Here is a 16,440-nt window from a genome sequence, read left to right as displayed (position 1 = left end):
ACTCCGTTTGACTGAGTTTATTTGGTATTGATTTGGTTAAAACGAGCAAACTTAGCTGCTTTTTGAGTTAAATGAGACAAGATTGCCAAACGATTTTGACGGACTGCTTCATTTTCAGCCATAACCATAGTATTTTCAAAGAAAGCATCAATGACTGTACTAAGCGCAAAGAGCTGTTTCAATTGCTGACTGGCAGTCCCTGATAAAACGAGTGTTTCTACTGCTTCAGCCAAGGTTTTCTCTTCTTCATTCTCAAAGAGAGCAGGATCAACTGTGTCATTGCCTTCTGCTTTCTCAGCCAAGTTGAAAGCACGTGAGAGGGATTCAACAGATGGTTTAAAGTCTTCTTCCTTACTTGCTTCTACAAGAGCACTTGCTGCTTCCAACATATCCGCCACAACAAAGTTTGAACTTGCAAGAACTGCTTCCTTGATGTCTTTTGGAGTAGAACCCATCATCTTATCAACACGAGCCTTGATAAAGTCCATAACCTCTGGCTTATTTTCATAAGTCAAGCTGTCAAATTTCAAAGCATAAAGGCTATCAATCAACTCATCCATAGCAATGTGCCAACCAAAGGCATCCAAGATACGAACCACACCTTGCGTCGCACGACGAAGGGCATAAGGGTCATTAGAACCTGATGGAATCAAGCCTACTGAGAAGAAACTCAAAATCGTATCCAATTTGTCTGCAATGGCTAGAATGGCTCCAACCTTGCTCTCTGGAAGTTCTCCTTCGGCTGATGTAGGCATGTAGTGTTCACGAATAGCAGCTGCTACCGCTGGAGTTTCCCCAGCAAGAAGGGCATATTTTTCACCCATAATTCCTTGGAGCTCGTCAAATTCGCCAACCATACCTGTCAACAAGTCAAACTTGTAAATGGCTGCTGCACGGGCTAGGTCAATCGTTTCATCCGCTGACAAGCCTGCTTTTTCTGCCAAGAGAATAGCAATCTGACCCGTACGAATCATGTGTTCACGAAGGGAACCAATTTTCTCATGGAAGGTTACATTGTTTAATTTTTCAACAAGATCTGAAATGACCAATTTTTGATCTTCACGCCAGAAGAATTCACCATCTTCCAAACGGGCTACCAAGACTTTTTCATTTCCTTTGATAACATTTTCCAAATACTCTGAGTTTCCGTTACGAACTGAAATGAAATTTGGCAAGAGTTTACCATCTTGATCACGAACAACAAAGTAACGTTGGTGTTCTTTCATTGAAGTCACCAAAACTTCTTCGGGAACTTCAAGGTATTTGGCATCAAAACTTCCCATAAAAGCAGTTGGGTATTCAACCAAGTTCAAGACTTCATTAAGCAAATCAGCATCAATTTCGATACGTACACCATGTTCAGCTTCGATTGCTTTAATTTGGTCAATAATCATTTGCTCACGTTCACGTGGATCTGCGATTACATACTGCTTACGAAGGTCTTCTTCATAGCTCAATGCTGACTGAATCTTGGTTTCTTGTCCCAAGAAACGATGACCACGGCTCACACGACCTCCCTTGATATCAAGGAAATCTAAATCAAACTCTTCTTCATCTAAAAGAACAGTTAAAGTGTGAACAGGACGGATGTATTCAAAGGTGTTGTTAGCCCAGTGCATGCTGACAGGGAAAGTCAAGGACTTCAAGACATCTACAACACCAGGAACAATGGCTTCAACTGCTTGACCAATTTCTTCCTTGGTAACATAGACATATTCTTCACCCTTGATTTCACGGAATTCGATATCTTCAACCGTCAAGCCTTTTCCACGGACAAATCCTTGAGCTGCTTTGGTGAAGTTCCCATCACTATCCAAGGCAATTTTCTTTGCTGGCCCCTTAAAATCTTCTGTCAAATCAGACTGTTTGTCTGCAAGACCAATTACACGAACAGCCAAACGACGTGGTGTTGAGAAGGTCTGAATAGCTTCAAAAGACAAGCGGTTTTCCTTGAGGAAGGCTGCCATTTTTTCGCCTAGTTGTTTTTCACTTGGTGTAACAACATAGGCTGGTAATTCTTCAAGACCGAGTTCTACTAATAAGTTTTTTGTCATGTTTTTTTCTCCGAAAAGTATCTTTTTATTTTCCAGCTTGCCTTATGTGATTGGCACGCAAGCAACCAACTTCGTTGTTTCATTGCTAAAATTGGAGCCAAAAGTCTCCAATTTGGCCTAGTATCCTTAGCTTCACTAAGGATACCTTCATCACTGCGGCAACTGGCTCAGGGCTCACTCTGTTCGCCCATTTTCGTAATTTGTCACTTTCTTTATTCTGCGTCTTCTGCTAAGAGTTTAGCTCGTGTTACTTCATCCAAAAGTGGGTAGCCTAGGCGTTTGCGTTCTGCGACAAAGGTTTTGGCTACAACACGGGCCAAGTTACGGATACGAGCGATATAGCCTGCGCGCTCTGTTACAGATACGGCACCACGCGCATCAAGCAGGTTAAAGGTGTGTGAACATTTGAGAACATAGTCATAGGCAGGGTGCACTAATCCTTCTTCCAAGGCACGACCAGCTTCTTTTTCAAACTTATCAAAGTTTTCCAGCAACATTTCTTGATCTGAAATTTCAAATGAATATTTTGAATGCTCGTACTCAGGCTGGATGAAAATTTCTCCGTATTTTACACCATCCGCCCACTCGATATCATAGACAGAATCAACCTCTTGGATGTAAGAAGCTAAACGCTCCAAGCCATAGGTAACTTCCGCAGTCACAGGGCCAGTTGCCAATCCACCGACTTGTTGGAAATAAGTGAACTGAGTAATTTCCATCCCATCAAGCCAAACTTCCCAACCAAGACCAGCTGAACCAGTTGATGGGTTTTCCCAGTTGTCCTCAACGAAACGAATATCGTGTTCCAAAGGATTGATTCCCAATTTTTCCAAAGACTCAAGGTAAAGTTCTTGGATGTTTGATGGAGATGGCTTCATGACCACCTGGAATTGGTGATGTTGGTAGAGACGGTTAGGGTTTTCCCCGTAACGACCGTCAGCAGGACGACGTGATGGCTCCACATACGCTGCATTCCATGGCTCAGGTCCGATAGCACGAAGAAAAGTGTAAGGACTCATGGTTCCCGCACCTTTTTCATTGTCATAAGCCTGCATAAGCATACAACCTTGGTCATTCCAAAATTGTTGCAAAGTCAAAATAATTTCTTGAAATGTTAATTTCTTAGACATTGAATACTCCTTAATAAAAAATGATTTTTTGCGACACGAGTCTGCCTCGTCGATTATACGAGGCAAGACGAGTTAGTACTGCGTCTAGCTCAGCACCCTAGTGCTGAGCGTGGGACAGTCCGACTGTAAGGAGGTTTCTGCCACTGACGCAGTAAAATGTTAATTTCTTAGACATTTTTTACTCCTTTAATTTATATTATCTTCTTAGATTTATTTTTCAAGCAACCAAGAAAAGGCTGGGTCCTGAAAAATATGACGTTTAGGAACAGTTTGTAAATTCTGATCGCATTCATCTATTGTACCTAATTTCAAAGCACAGACTTCTGGTATATTTTCTTGAACAGTGAAAATTTGACTATGACAGTTCTGGCAGTAATAACGCTGTTTTCCTGGAGAAGAACTATAGGAAACAAGCTTTTCTTTTCCATGCAATACTAGCTTTTCACTGCTAACTTTAGCATTAACTGTATAGGCAGACGCAGTTGCTTTCCGACAAAATGAGCAATGACAAAAAACTAATTCCGATAATTCCTCATCTAGAGTGTAGGTCACTGCTTTACATAAACAAGATCCTTTAAGCATTATGCTCCTTTCTACTTAGGCATTAGACGAATTCAAAAAGAACCGAATTTCAACACCCAAGCCTTGCGACTAGGGGCGTCAGAAACGCGGTTCCACCCTAATTTATTACTTCATTGTTTTTAAAAATATTACAGAAAGCGCCAGTTCTTTATTTTGCCCTACTTGGCTCCCACTATCCCAAGCTCGCTTGAAGAACGCCATAAGACTTTCTTTCCTGCAGACTATTATATCAAAAATTGGAACAATGTACAATTCTTTTTATGATTTTCTAGAAATCCATATCATCAACTCGTGGAGCACCAGACTGAACAGCAATCGCTTTTAAGGTTTCACGCTCCTCATGACTCAGTTCAATTCCAAAGCAATCAAGATTAGCTTGAATACGAGAAGCTGTGACAGATTTTGGAAGTGGTAAAAATCCTTCTGCTAAGCTCCAGGCCAAGGCAATCTGAGCAACCGATTTTCCATGATTTGCTGCGATTTCTTGGACTTGCTTGCTATCAAACAATTCTCCCTGACCAAAAGGTCCCCAAGCTTCCAATAAGATTCCTTTTTCTCGACAGTAATCTACGACTTCCTCTTGATACACACCTGGAGCCAAACGAACTTGATTGACTGCTGGAACGATAGTTGCTGTTTCAAGCAAGGCATCCAAATGATGGGGAAGGAAATTACTAACTCCAATAGCACGGATTTTACCTTCTTGATAGAGGTCTTCCATCGCTCTCCAAACTTCTGAATTTCGGATTTTCCAGTGGTTATTTTCTCTGAGCGGTTTTGGATTTGGCCAATGAATCAAATACAAATCCAAATATTCCAAGCCCAGCTTCTCTAAAGACTCTTCAAAAGCCTGACGAGCTTGCTCATAGTTGTGATTTGTATTCCAGAGTTTGCTGGTTACAAAAATTTCCTCACGCGGAACGCCACTATCTTGAATAGCACGACCAACGCTTTCTTCATTTTTATAGATAGCTGCCGTATCGATATGGCGATAGCCTGCCTTTAAAGCCTCTAGAACAGCTTGATAGGCAATCTCCCCATTTTCAGCCTTCCAGGTTCCAAATCCTAGAACTGGAATTGGAAGGCCATTATTTAAAGTATAAGATTTCATTATTTTTCCTTTCTAAATTAGAAGAAAATCCAAAGAAACAAATTCTCAAAGAAAACTTATCTCTTTAGATTTTATGTATTATTGGTCACGATCGAAATAGAGTTGGTGAGGTTTAAGACGAGAATCTAACAAATCTGGTACAGTTACAAAATAATAACCTTGCCCTTTCAAATAGTCAATAACCTTTGGTAGAGCATTTACTGTCTCAGCATGGATATCATGCATGAGAATAATAGAACCATTCTTGACTTCACGCTGAATTTCTGTCAAAATAGCTGCTTCATTTTTACTCTTCCAGTCCAGACTATCCACATCCCACATAATAAAACTCAAATCGAGGCTATTGCGAATGTCATCTGTAATGGCTCCATAAGGCGGACGCATAAGTTTAGAACTAGAGCCCAGCACCTTAGTTAGCGCATCCTCAGTATCAGTAATTTGTTTTTTAGCCTCATCAAGAGAAAGTTTTGAAAGCACTGGATGACTCCAACTATGGTTTCCAATAACATGGCCATCCGATTTCATACGTTTCAAAATCTCTTCATTTCCAGAAACATTCTTACCTAAAACAAAGAAAGTTGCCTTGATACCATACTTAGAAAGTGTATCTAATGCTTGATTTGTCGTTGCAGGATTTGGTCCGTCATCAAAAGTCAAGGCCACTACTTTACGATTTTTCTTTTCATAATAAGCCTTATATAGCTCTGCATCCTTATCTAATAGATAAGAGGACTGAATAACTTCAAAGAAACTAGATACTGGCAAGGCAATCTCATCCAGATTTTCAACTGACTGACTTGGATAAAGGATAATCTGACTATCCTTGTAATCAAAATTCCATGCAGATAAGTCTTGGTCAGAGAAGCCTTTAACAACTTGATCAATCTTTTCTTGCTCCAATTTCTTGTCCTGTAAGAAAGAAGTCAGCTCTTTTATCAGTTTCTCTTTGGCCTTACTAGCATCTGAAAATAATTGATCAAGTGTAAAAGGTTTACCATCTTCTGTCAAATGTACTTTTGCCAGACTAGTTTTTTCAGTCTCTTCAACTTTTGACGAAGTTAAATCATAGACTTGTTTCATCACACTTCGGTTGACAATCCCTTTTAAAGTCGAATCCTGTTTCTCCGTATAATAAAAAACCAGATTTTCTTTGTCTTCCAGATTTTCCTTAATATCCTGTGTCATGATTTCTTTTACAGATGAAATGACTTGCTCCCCTTGGAGAGGATAATAGGCAATTACTTCTGCTTGTCCCTTACGAAAATGATCCTTCTGATTTCCCTCACTCAATTGATTATCTTTATCATTTTTTAAAGACTCAATTTTTTGTTCGAAACTTTGCTTTGTATATACTTTGTATCCAATCATTGAACCAAGGACACAAATACTTACCGAAAAGATAGCTACCAGGGCTATTAAACCGATTCTCTTTTTATCGTGCTCAACACGTTTTGCTCTACTTTTATCCATAGAGATATCATATCAAATTCAGGCTATAATTTCAATTATTTTAGAGGAAATAGTATATTAAAAAGAGGGGAACTCCCTCTTAAAATCTTATTTTACTGCTTCTTTCAAAGCATCTACCTTGTCCAAACGTTCCCATGGAAGATCAATATCTGTACGTCCCATGTGTCCATAAGCCGCTGTTTGACGGTAAATTGGGCGCTTGAGGTCCAGCATTTGGATAATTCCTGCAGGGCGAAGGTCAAAGATTTGACGGGCTGCTTTTTCAAGCTTGCTTTCAGCTACTGTTCCTGTACCAAAGGTATCGATACGAACAGAGACGGGTTGCGCAACACCGATAGCGTAAGCCAATTGCACTTCTGCTTTCTTAGCAAGACCTGCTGCAACGATATTCTTTGCAATATATCGAGCCGCATATGACGCAGAACGGTCCACCTTAGTCGCATCTTTACCAGAGAAAGCACCACCACCGTGACGGGAGTAGCCACCATAAGTATCCACGATAATCTTACGACCAGTCAAACCTGAGTCCCCTTGAGGTCCACCGATTACAAAACGACCAGTAGGATTGATGAAGAATTTTGTTTGCTCATCCAAGTAAGAAGCTGGAATAACCTCTTTGATAACCTTGTTAATGACATCATTGTGAATTTGTTCGTTGCTGACTTCTGGATCGTGCTGAGTTGAAATAACAACTGTGTCCACACGTACTGGACGGTCATTTTCATCATACTCAACCGTAACTTGTGATTTAGCATCTGGGCGAAGATAGCTAATTTCCCCAGACTTACGAAGTTCTGCCAGACGACGAACCAATTTATGACTGAGTGAAATTGGTAAAGGCATGAGCTCTTCTGTTTCATCCACTGCAAAGCCAAACATGAGACCTTGGTCTCCAGCACCAATTAAGTCCAGCGGCTCTTGGTCTGCATTTCCACGAACCTCCAAGGCTTCGTTAACACCTTGGGCAATGTCAGGAGATTGTTCCACCAAAGATGGATGTACTCCTACAGTCTCAGCAGAAAAACCATATTCTGTATTAGTGTAGCCAATCTCTGCAATGGTATCACGAACCACACGGTTAATATCCACATAAGCATTTGTAGATATTTCACCAAAAACATGGACTGAACCAGTATATACAGCTGTCTCAGCAGCAACGTGCGCCTCTGGATCTTTAGCTAAAATAGCATCCAAAATCGCATCCGAAATTTGGTCTGCAATCTTATCTGGATGCCCCTCAGATACAGATTCAGACGTGAATAATTTACGTTCTGACATAAAAATGTCCCCCCTTAAAAATAGTGTTATAGAGTTACAAAGTACTGATAGGTATTTTCATTTTCTAAGAGTTACAACGCGTAAGAAATAAAAATGATACTTTTTTATTTCTGAAGCTAGTAAGGCGCATAGTGTGACCGCCTTATAGCGGCAACCGTAAAATGACGAGCGACTACTTTAGAGCCGTCAGTCTTTGCAAATTACAAAGTACTGATAGGAAAACTCTTAGTGATAAATACCTACCATCTTATCGGGACTATATAACTTTATCATTATACCATTTTTTAGCGCAATTTGCAGTCTTTAATGTAGTGTTTCTGTTTAGATAGTTCGTTCTCATAAATACAAAAAAGTTGGAGCTCAGTACTCCAACTTTTTCTATTAAAATGTTTGGCGTTTTGCTTTACGCTCTGCACGGCCACGAGCGCGATTTTCAGCGCGCTTAGTTTTGCGGCGCTTTTCATCAACCGCCCATTGAATTTTCTTCTTATAACCTGGTTTGACTTTTTTCTTTTTCTTTTTAACCAAACCAATCATTTCGATATCAAGTTTATCTTGTTTTTTCTCACGGTTAGCACGACGATCACGGTCATAAGTATCTTGAAATTCCCCGTCTTTGACCATCTTAGGAGTAAACTTGATTCCCAATTTCTCCAACTCACGGATATCCGAGTCATCACTTGGCTGATAAAGAGTAATAGCTGTACCTGGTAGGCCATTTCGTCCAGTACGACCAACACGGTGCACGAAGAAAGACAAATCTTGCGGAATGGCATCATTGATGACATGGCTGACACCTTCAATATCAATCCCACGTGCTGCCAAATCTGTTGCGACAATATACTCAAAATCCAGATTTTTCACCTGGTTCATGATACGTTTGCGCTCACGAGGGGCAATATCTCCATGAATCTTGGCAACTTTCAAACCTTGAGCAGTCAGATATGAATGCAATTCATCAGCACGCGTTTTAGTGTTAACAAAAATCATTGCCAAATACGGTTGCATCAACTGAGTCAACTGGTAAATTTGAGCATTCTTGTCACGTCCCTTAGTAGAAATCAACCAATTATCAATGGTATCAGAAATGACCGTTTTGGTCTTGATTTTCTCCATAACAGGATTTGATAAGTATTTTTTCAAGAATGGTTGCAGTTTTTGTGGAATAGTCGCTGAGAAAACCATGAATTGCAGATCTTTTGGAAGGCTTCCAGCAATCTTATCAACAGTTTCTAAAAATCCCATATCCAAGGTCATGTCTGCCTCATCGACCACAAAGGTCTTAGCTTTATGAATAGCTAAATCACCAGATTTAACCAAGTCATAGATACGACCTGGCGTTCCGATAACAATATGAGGCTGGTTACTTGCCAATTTGTCAATCTGGCGAGCCTTATCTGTACCACCCACATAATTAACCACACGAATTTCTACTTCTGAGTGAGTAGCAATCTGACGGGCTGCTTGGTAAATTTGAGTAGCTAATTCACGGCTCGGTGCAGTAATGACTGCTTGAACACTATCGCTGGCTTCATCTAATTGCTGGAAAATCGGCAATAGAAAAGTGTGAGTCTTACCCGAACCTGTTTTTGATTCACCGACTAGGTCACGACCTGCCAAAACAATAGGAATCAACTTGTCTTGCACCTCTGTTGGAGTTGTAAATTTCAACTCCTCCAAGGCTTCTCTAATATAGTTTTTAAATTGAAATTTCGTAAATGACATAATATCCTCGATTCTATCTATCTTATCAATTATACCATATTTTATTCCATTTCAGTAGTCTCACTTATTTAGGCTATTTCCAGTACCTTTTCTAGTCAGAAAAAGGCTGGAAAGTTATAATTCCAACCTCTTTTTAGTCATTATTTCCAGTTTAAAATAGCATTCAAGCCATAGTGATCACTAACTTGCGGACTATTGTTGCCATCAAATACGACATGTAAATTTTCCACCGCTAACTCTTTGGTAGTAAAAACATAGTCGATTCGAAGGGGTTCTGTGTTCCCCTTCCAGCCATCAATTTCTGGTGGAACAGTATAGCTACCACTTTTCTCTTGAGCAACTTCAAATGCGTCTTGTAAACCTAATGGGCTAGCTAAAATAGCTTTGTAACCTTCCTGACCAGCTGGGTTATTGAAATCTCCAGCCAGCAAAAGTGGCTTGTTCAATTCTTTCAAGACAGCCTCAAATCGTGCCCATTCTTCTTGGAAACCTTTATCCCACCAAGAAAGATGGACACTGGCAACTGCAAGTTCATTACCATCGACTACAGTTTCAGCCAGGGCGACACGGCGAGTATGATAGTCTGTTGGATCATCCACATCTGAAACCAAAATTTCTCTGGCTTCAATAGGTGTTTTAGACAAGATAGCCACACCTTCATGGTAGCGGTCATAACCGATATGGTTATAGGCCCAAGTCCAGTAGTAATCTTTTCCTTGCTCAGACAACTTTTCAACCAAAAGTCTAACATAATGGTCTTGGTGAATAGGCTCAGCAGCTGGCAAAGCTTGATAAAGGTCATTAACCTCCACCTCTGGTGAAGTGATCTCCTGATTGATTTCTTGGAAACAAATCAAATCATAGTCTTTATCAAGAATATCTTCAAGCAAGAGCTGGAATTTTTCCTCAGCTTCTTTTTCCATCCAGCTATGAGTATTGAGTGTTAAAAATTTCATGCTTTTCTCCCAAAACAAGAGGTTGGAAAACAGCTTCCAACCTCAAGTATATTACAATTCTACTTTAGCAACTGCTGTTTTAGCTGCAAGAGAACCTGTTTTTTCTAATTTAACTGATTTAATAGCTTCAGCATTTGTGAAGACAACTACTGTTGAAGTTTCACGACCTGCTACACGGATAGCATCCAAGTCAGCTGTGACAAGAAGATCACCTGCAGCAACTTTTTGTCCTTCAGCTACATGAACAGTAAATGGTTTTCCTTCAAGACTTACTGTGTCCAAACCAATGTGAACAAGTACTTCAAGACCTGCTTCAGTCACAAGACCAAGAGCATGTTTTGTAGGGAAGATGCTTGATACAGTACCTGAAACTGGAGATACAATGTTTCCATTTGCAGGTTCTACAGCAAATCCGTCGCCCATCATTTTTTGAGCAAATACTGGATCTTTCACTTGTTCCAAAGCAACAACTTGACCGTCTGCTACTGAGTAAACTTCCTCTGTTACACCTTTGTAGTGTACAGTGTTTTGTTGTGCTTCTGTCATTTGACTTGGAAGAGTTTCAGGAATGATTTCACCTGAATCAAGAATATCTTGGATATCAGATTTCAATACGTCTGCTTTTGGACCGTAGATAGCTTGAACTCCTTGTCCTTTCATGACAAGACCCATAGCTCCTTCTGCTTTCCATTGTTCTGCATCACCGACTTTGTCAGCATCTTTTACAGTTACACGAAGACGAGTCATACATGCATCAACATCAACGATGTTTGCACGTCCACCAAGAAGGTTAATAATGTTTACAGCTTGAGAGCCTGCTGCAACTTTCACTTCGCTACTAGCTTCTTCTGAACCTTCAGCAGTTTCGTAATTTCCGTTACGTCCTGGAGTTGCGTAGTTGAATTTTTGAATCATGAAGTTTGCGATAAAGTACATGATTACGGCAAAGAGAACAGTTACCCAGATAAAGTTAACAATATCCATACCGATACCAGCGCTAATCGCAATAGGTGTACGAGTCAAGAACTCGATTGAACCGAATGAGTGCATACGTAGGTTTACTACGTCAGCCATAGCGAAGGCAGCACCTTGAACAAGTGAGTAAACAAGATACATAGGTGTTGCTACAAACATGAACATGTATTCGATTGGTTCAGTAACCCCTGTCAAGAATGTTGCAAGAGCTGTCGCAATCATCATACCTTTATATTGATGTTTCTTATCAGCATCGACATTACGGTAGATAGCCACAATCACACCCATCAAGATACCGAATGAACCGATCATTTGTCCAACTTTGAAACGAGCTGGGTGAACAGTATCTAACAATTGTTGGTAGTGACTTGCATCTGTACCTTTAAGGTTAACAAGGTCTGTTACCCATGCAAGCCATAGTGGGTCTTGACCAAATACTTGAGTACCTTTAGCTGCACCAGTTAAAATGTCATAAGTACCACCAAGAGCTGTGTAGTTCATTGGGATAGTCAACATATGGTGAAGACCAAATGGCAAGAGCAAACGTTCCAAAGTACCATACAAGAATGGTGCAAGGATTGGAGCAGTTTCTTGTGAGTTGGCAATCCAGATACCAAAGCTATTGATACCTGTTTGAACAACTGGCCAGAAGGCAGCAAGTAGAATTGCAGCGATTGCTGAACGAAGAATAACTACAAATGGTACAAAACGTTTCCCGTTGAAGAATGAAAGTGCATCAGGAAGTTTACGGAAGTTGTAGTATTTATTGTAAGCAGTTGCCCCTACAAAACCTGAGATAATACCTACAAACACACCCATGTTCAATGCCGGAGCTTCAAGAACACTGATGAAGTAATCAGCAACTTTGATTGAACCACCAAAGAGAGTTGTGACCATAGCATCTGGATTTTTCAACATATCTCCTGATACACCAAAGATTGTACCAGTGATACGGTTAATCAAGATGAAGGCAAGACCAGCGGCAAAAGCACCACCAGCACGTTCTTTAGCCCAGCTTCCTCCAATTGCTAGGGCAAACAAAATGTGAAGGTTACCGATAACCCCCCAACCAATTTGCTCAAGAATTCCACCTGTAACTACAAGTGGTGCAAAAGTTGGGTTAATCATTACGATAGACTTACCGATTGAAATCATCAAACCAGCAGCCGGCATAACCGCGATAACCACCATCAAAGCCTTACCGAATTTTTGCCAAAACTCGAAAGACAAGACATTTTTGAATGTATCTTTCATCATTCAAATCTCCTTTATTTTTATTTAGGCAAACGTTTTACGAAAACGTTTGCACTTTCTATGATTTAATTATACCACTTTAATTTTTTTTGTAAAGGCTTTTACAAAAAAAAAGTACACTTTTTTCTAAAATTTTTGTAGCAAAAAAGGAGATATTAAAATCTCCTCAAATATACTTCTATTTTAGATTTTCAGGAATCGGCGCATTGAAATTCCTGATCCGATTGAACCGATAAAAATTCCAATCACAAATAATAGAGCAATCATCAGTGGACTGAATACTTCTGGTGATATCATTGAAAGGTTCTGACCAACCAATGACTTATTAACCGATTGGTAAACCATTTTATAGACAATAAATACCAGAACTGATGGAAGTGTTGCTCCAAGCAAACCAATGAAGGCGCCTTCAAGCAAGAAAGGTCCGCGGATATAACCGTTCTTAGCACCTACTAAACGCATGATTTGAATTTCACGACTTCGTGAAATGATGGTGATACGTATAGTATTAGAAATCAAGAACACCGCAATGAAAATCAATAATCCAGCGATAACTAGTCCCCAGACACGAATAAATGAGGCTAACTTAAACAAGCGTTCTGTATTAGCACCACCATCTTGAACTTCTGATACACCTTCGATTTTTTTAGCTTCTTCTGCTACTGTCTTTACATCACTTGGTGTATTAGTATCAACGATATAAGCATCATAGAGAGGATTGGCATCACCTTCAAAGATTTTCCAGTTGTCCCCCATTGTTTCTGTCAACTTTTCATACTGTTCTTCTTTACTTGAAAACGTAACACTTTTAACGGTTGACATACCTTTCAAAGCATCATATACCTTATGGTAGTCGTTATTTGTAACAGTTTGACCTTCTTTTTCAATCGTCTCACTATTATCAGCTACGTCCTTACGAATGTATACCATTACTCGGACATTATTTTCGATATCTGTAGCTAGTTTAGCCGTATTAAAGATAACAGATGCAAATATTGCAACCAAGGTCAAAGTAATCATAACTGAACTAACAGCAGCTACTGTCATCCAGCCATTTCGTTTCAAACTTTTTAACGATTCAAATAAATGACGAAAAAATCTACTAATCATCGTATCCATATTCTCCTTTAGCTTCGTCACGAACGACACGGCCATTTTCAATGGCAATGACACGGTGGCGCAAGGTATTTACAATCTGACTGTTGTGGGTAGCCATCAAGACAGTTGTACCTTGGAGATTGATGCGTTCCAGCAAGTTCATAATTTCCCATGAATTATCTGGGTCCAAGTTTCCTGTTGGTTCGTCCGCAATCAATACTTTTGGATTGTTTACAATGGCACGTGCTATTGCAATACGCTGTTGTTCTCCCCCCGAAAGTTCATTTGGGAAAGAACGAACCTTATGCTTCAATCCAACCAAGTCTAAAACTTCCATAACACGTTTTTTGATATTACGGCGACTTTCTCCAATTACCTCCATTGCATAAGCAATATTTTCATAAACGGTTTTCTTTGGTAACAGTTTATAATCTTGGAAGACAACCCCAACACTACGACGTAGGAGAGGAACATCTTTCTTTTTAATTTTAACCAGATTAAAACCAGCAACAGATAAGCTTCCTTTTTCGATTTTTACTTCGCGGTACAAAGCTCTAATAAATGTTGACTTCCCAGCTCCTGAAGGTCCTACGATGTAAACAAATTCCCCTGGTTGAACGCTTACCGAAACACCACGTAGGGCAGTCGTTCCGTTGTCGTATTTTTTGACGACATCTCTCATTTCAATAATTGACATGTGAGTTCCTTTCTATCTTAGCTGATTCTCCACTTGAGATAGGCATCAATAAAACCATCTAGGTCTCCATCCATAACCTTATCTACTTGTGCAACTTCAAAGTTAGTTCGATGGTCTTTTACCATAGTATATGGCGTGAAAACATAAGAACGAATTTGACTTCCCCATGTGATTTCCTTTTTCTCACCCTTGAGGGAATCGACTTCCGCAGCTTTCTTCTCCTGCTCCATTTGATAGAGCTTAGCCTGCAACATCTTCATGGCACGATCTCTATTTCCATACTGGGTACGATCGACTGTTGACTGAACGACAGTTCCCGTAGGAATGTGTGTCAAACGCACACCTGTGGAAACCTTGTTGACGTTTTGTCCACCAGCACCACCTGAACGGAAAGTATCCATCTTGATATCATCTTCACGGATTTCTACTTCAATAGTATCATCCAATTCTGGCATCACTTCTACAGATGTGAAAGAGGTGTGGCGACGTTTAGCAGAGTCAAATGGTGAAATTCGTACCAAACGGTGTACACCCATTTCTGACTTGAGAAGACCATAGGCATTAGGTCCTTCAAAAGATAAGGTTACTGACTTGATACCAGCTTCATCTCCTGCTTGGTAATCCAATACTTCCACTTTAAAGCCTTTAGCATTTCCATAGCGAGTATACATACGAAGCAACATATCACCCCAGTCCTGAGCCTCGGTACCACCCGATCCTGGATGGATTTCCAAAATCGCATTATTATGGTCATAAGGTTCTGACAAGAGCAAGGTCATCTCGTAACTGGTCATCATCTTAGCAAGTTCTGACAACTGTTCAACCAATTCTTCATGCACCGACTCATCTTCAGCTAAAAAGTCTAATAAAATTTCGACTTCATCCTGCAACTCTTCCATTTTGTGGAAGGTGTTATAGGTGTTTTTTAATTCATTTAATTCTTGCGACGTTTTTTGGGCCGCGATATTATCGTTCCAAAAATCAGGTTCTGTCATCTTGTTTTCCAAGATGGCAATCTCTTCCTCTAAACCTTCGAGGTCAAAGAGACCCCCTGAAAGAAGCTAATTTTTCACGATTTGCGTCAATTTTCTGACGAATTACTGAAATGTCCATAAATACTCCTTTTTTACATTATTTCATTATAGCATATTTTATCATTTCTTTCCATCTTTTGCTCTAATCCCTTATTACACGTAAAAAGAAGCCTTTCGGCTTCCTTTCTTACAAGACTTTTGCTGAGGTACGAGTGATTTCTTCTACCTGAATATTCTCTGATTCAAATTTTTCTTTCAAGGCTGGTAAATCAATTGATCCATCGATTTGAACTTCGATAATCACCTTACCATCCTTACGCGGAATATTGACTGTATGCGAGATATTCAAATTTTCTTCTACAATCAAAGAAATAATTTTTCCAAGAACGCCAACTTCGTTTTCCGTAACAAAGCGCACACGAATTCCTTCCTCACCATAACCAGCAATTTCAAGAAAGGCTTGGAAAACGTCACGGTCCGTAATAACCCCATAGACTTGATGGTTATCTACGACAGGAAGAATACCAATCTTGTTTTTCAACATCAGATAAGTTGCATCCTCTAGACTCGCATAGCCTGAAACAGTGACAACATCACGAATCATCACATCTTTTACTTTTGTCTTATTTAGAAGATAATTCATCTCATAGATAGAAAGACTTGTTGCTTTGGATGGACTAGCTTGGGCAATGGTTCCCTCAGTTACCAAACCAACCAATTGATCATTTTCGATAACAGGCAAGCGGTGCAACCCTTGCTCTCTCATCAAATCTGCTGCATGAGATACTGTTGTATCTGGACTAATATAAACTACCTTGCGGGTCATAAAATCTTTAACTGCCATGAGACTTCTCCTTTTCTATTCTTATCCCTATTATACAATCTTTTTGTAAATCTATCAAACGCTTACATTTCTTTTTCAAAATTCAGAAAAGTATGAATAAGCTAGCAAAAAGAGCTCTGAAATCGAGCCCTCTGAATGAATGTAAGAAACGTTTCATTCCATTTTTTCAATTATTAGAAATTAACCTTTTAATGTAGATAAAGATTGCTTTACAATCTTTATCTGTCAACTA

At 39.7% G+C, this 16,440-nt stretch carries 13 protein-coding genes; all 13 read right to left on the bottom strand.

Translation table 11 applies throughout. The features are described from left to right. Positions 1-17 precede the first annotated feature (17 nt). Positions 18-2,054 (bottom strand): glycine--tRNA ligase subunit beta, encoded by a 2,037-nt coding sequence (gene glyS / locus B7698_RS08420; RefSeq protein WP_084865265.1) that lies wholly within the window; start codon positions 2,052-2,054, stop codon positions 18-20. Between the two features lie 212 nt (positions 2,055-2,266). Continuing rightward, complete coding sequence (gene glyQ / locus B7698_RS08415; protein ID WP_061865956.1) at positions 2,267-3,184, bottom strand: glycine--tRNA ligase subunit alpha; 918 nt, start codon at positions 3,182-3,184, stop codon at positions 2,267-2,269. A 210-nt stretch (positions 3,185-3,394) separates the two neighbouring features. Next, positions 3,395-3,766, bottom strand: a complete 372-nt coding sequence (locus tag B7698_RS08410; RefSeq protein ID WP_084865263.1) for a GFA family protein — start codon at positions 3,764-3,766, stop codon at positions 3,395-3,397. Positions 3,767-4,034: 268 nt separating this feature from the next. Beyond that, positions 4,035-4,877, bottom strand: coding sequence for an aldo/keto reductase (locus B7698_RS08405; RefSeq protein ID WP_084865261.1), 843 nt, complete (start codon positions 4,875-4,877; stop codon positions 4,035-4,037). A gap of 78 nt (positions 4,878-4,955) precedes the next feature. Further along, positions 4,956-6,347: a peptidoglycan-N-acetylglucosamine deacetylase PgdA gene (gene pgdA / locus B7698_RS08400; protein ID WP_084865259.1), complete on the bottom strand. Its 1,392-nt coding sequence runs from the start codon at positions 6,345-6,347 to the stop codon at positions 4,956-4,958. An 87-nt stretch (positions 6,348-6,434) separates the two neighbouring features. Beyond that, entirely contained in the window at positions 6,435-7,625 is a 1,191-nt protein-coding gene (metK, locus tag B7698_RS08395) for a methionine adenosyltransferase (RefSeq protein ID WP_084865258.1), read from the bottom strand. Between the two features lie 381 nt (positions 7,626-8,006). Continuing rightward, positions 8,007-9,350, bottom strand: a complete 1,344-nt coding sequence (locus B7698_RS08385; protein ID WP_084865256.1) for a DEAD/DEAH box helicase — start codon at positions 9,348-9,350, stop codon at positions 8,007-8,009. Between the two features lie 140 nt (positions 9,351-9,490). Continuing rightward, complete coding sequence (locus B7698_RS08380) at positions 9,491-10,306, bottom strand: endonuclease/exonuclease/phosphatase family protein (RefSeq protein ID WP_084865255.1); 816 nt, start codon at positions 10,304-10,306, stop codon at positions 9,491-9,493. Positions 10,307-10,357: 51 nt separating this feature from the next. Next, the gene (locus B7698_RS08375; protein ID WP_084865253.1) at positions 10,358-12,538 is read right to left on the bottom strand and encodes a PTS transporter subunit IIBC; all 2,181 of its coding nucleotides are present in this window, start codon (positions 12,536-12,538) and stop codon (positions 10,358-10,360) included. Between the two features lie 180 nt (positions 12,539-12,718). Continuing rightward, the gene (gene ftsX, locus B7698_RS08370; RefSeq protein ID WP_000625545.1) at positions 12,719-13,645 is read right to left on the bottom strand and encodes a permease-like cell division protein FtsX; all 927 of its coding nucleotides are present in this window, start codon (positions 13,643-13,645) and stop codon (positions 12,719-12,721) included. After that, positions 13,638-14,330: a cell division ATP-binding protein FtsE gene (gene ftsE / locus B7698_RS08365; protein ID WP_033687190.1), complete on the bottom strand. Its 693-nt coding sequence runs from the start codon at positions 14,328-14,330 to the stop codon at positions 13,638-13,640. The genes ftsX and ftsE overlap by 8 nt, the downstream gene beginning before the upstream one ends. Positions 14,331-14,347: 17 nt before the next feature. Further along, a protein-coding gene (gene prfB, locus B7698_RS08360; protein WP_142358055.1) for a peptide chain release factor 2 occupies positions 14,348-15,443 on the bottom strand; the annotation gives its coding sequence in 2 pieces (ribosomal slippage) (positions 14,348-15,370 and positions 15,372-15,443; 1,095 coding nt in all). 108 nt (positions 15,444-15,551) lie between these two features. Beyond that, the gene (locus B7698_RS08350) at positions 15,552-16,208 is read right to left on the bottom strand and encodes a CBS domain-containing protein (protein ID WP_000268667.1); all 657 of its coding nucleotides are present in this window, start codon (positions 16,206-16,208) and stop codon (positions 15,552-15,554) included. Between the last annotated feature and the right edge of the window lie 232 nt (positions 16,209-16,440).

It is taken from the genome of Streptococcus mitis (genome assembly GCF_002096855.1).
Classification (GTDB): Bacteria; Bacillota; Bacilli; order Lactobacillales; family Streptococcaceae; genus Streptococcus; species Streptococcus mitis_Y.
Note: the sequence above shows the minus strand (reverse complement) of the source record. Positions and strands in the feature narration are given on the sequence as shown.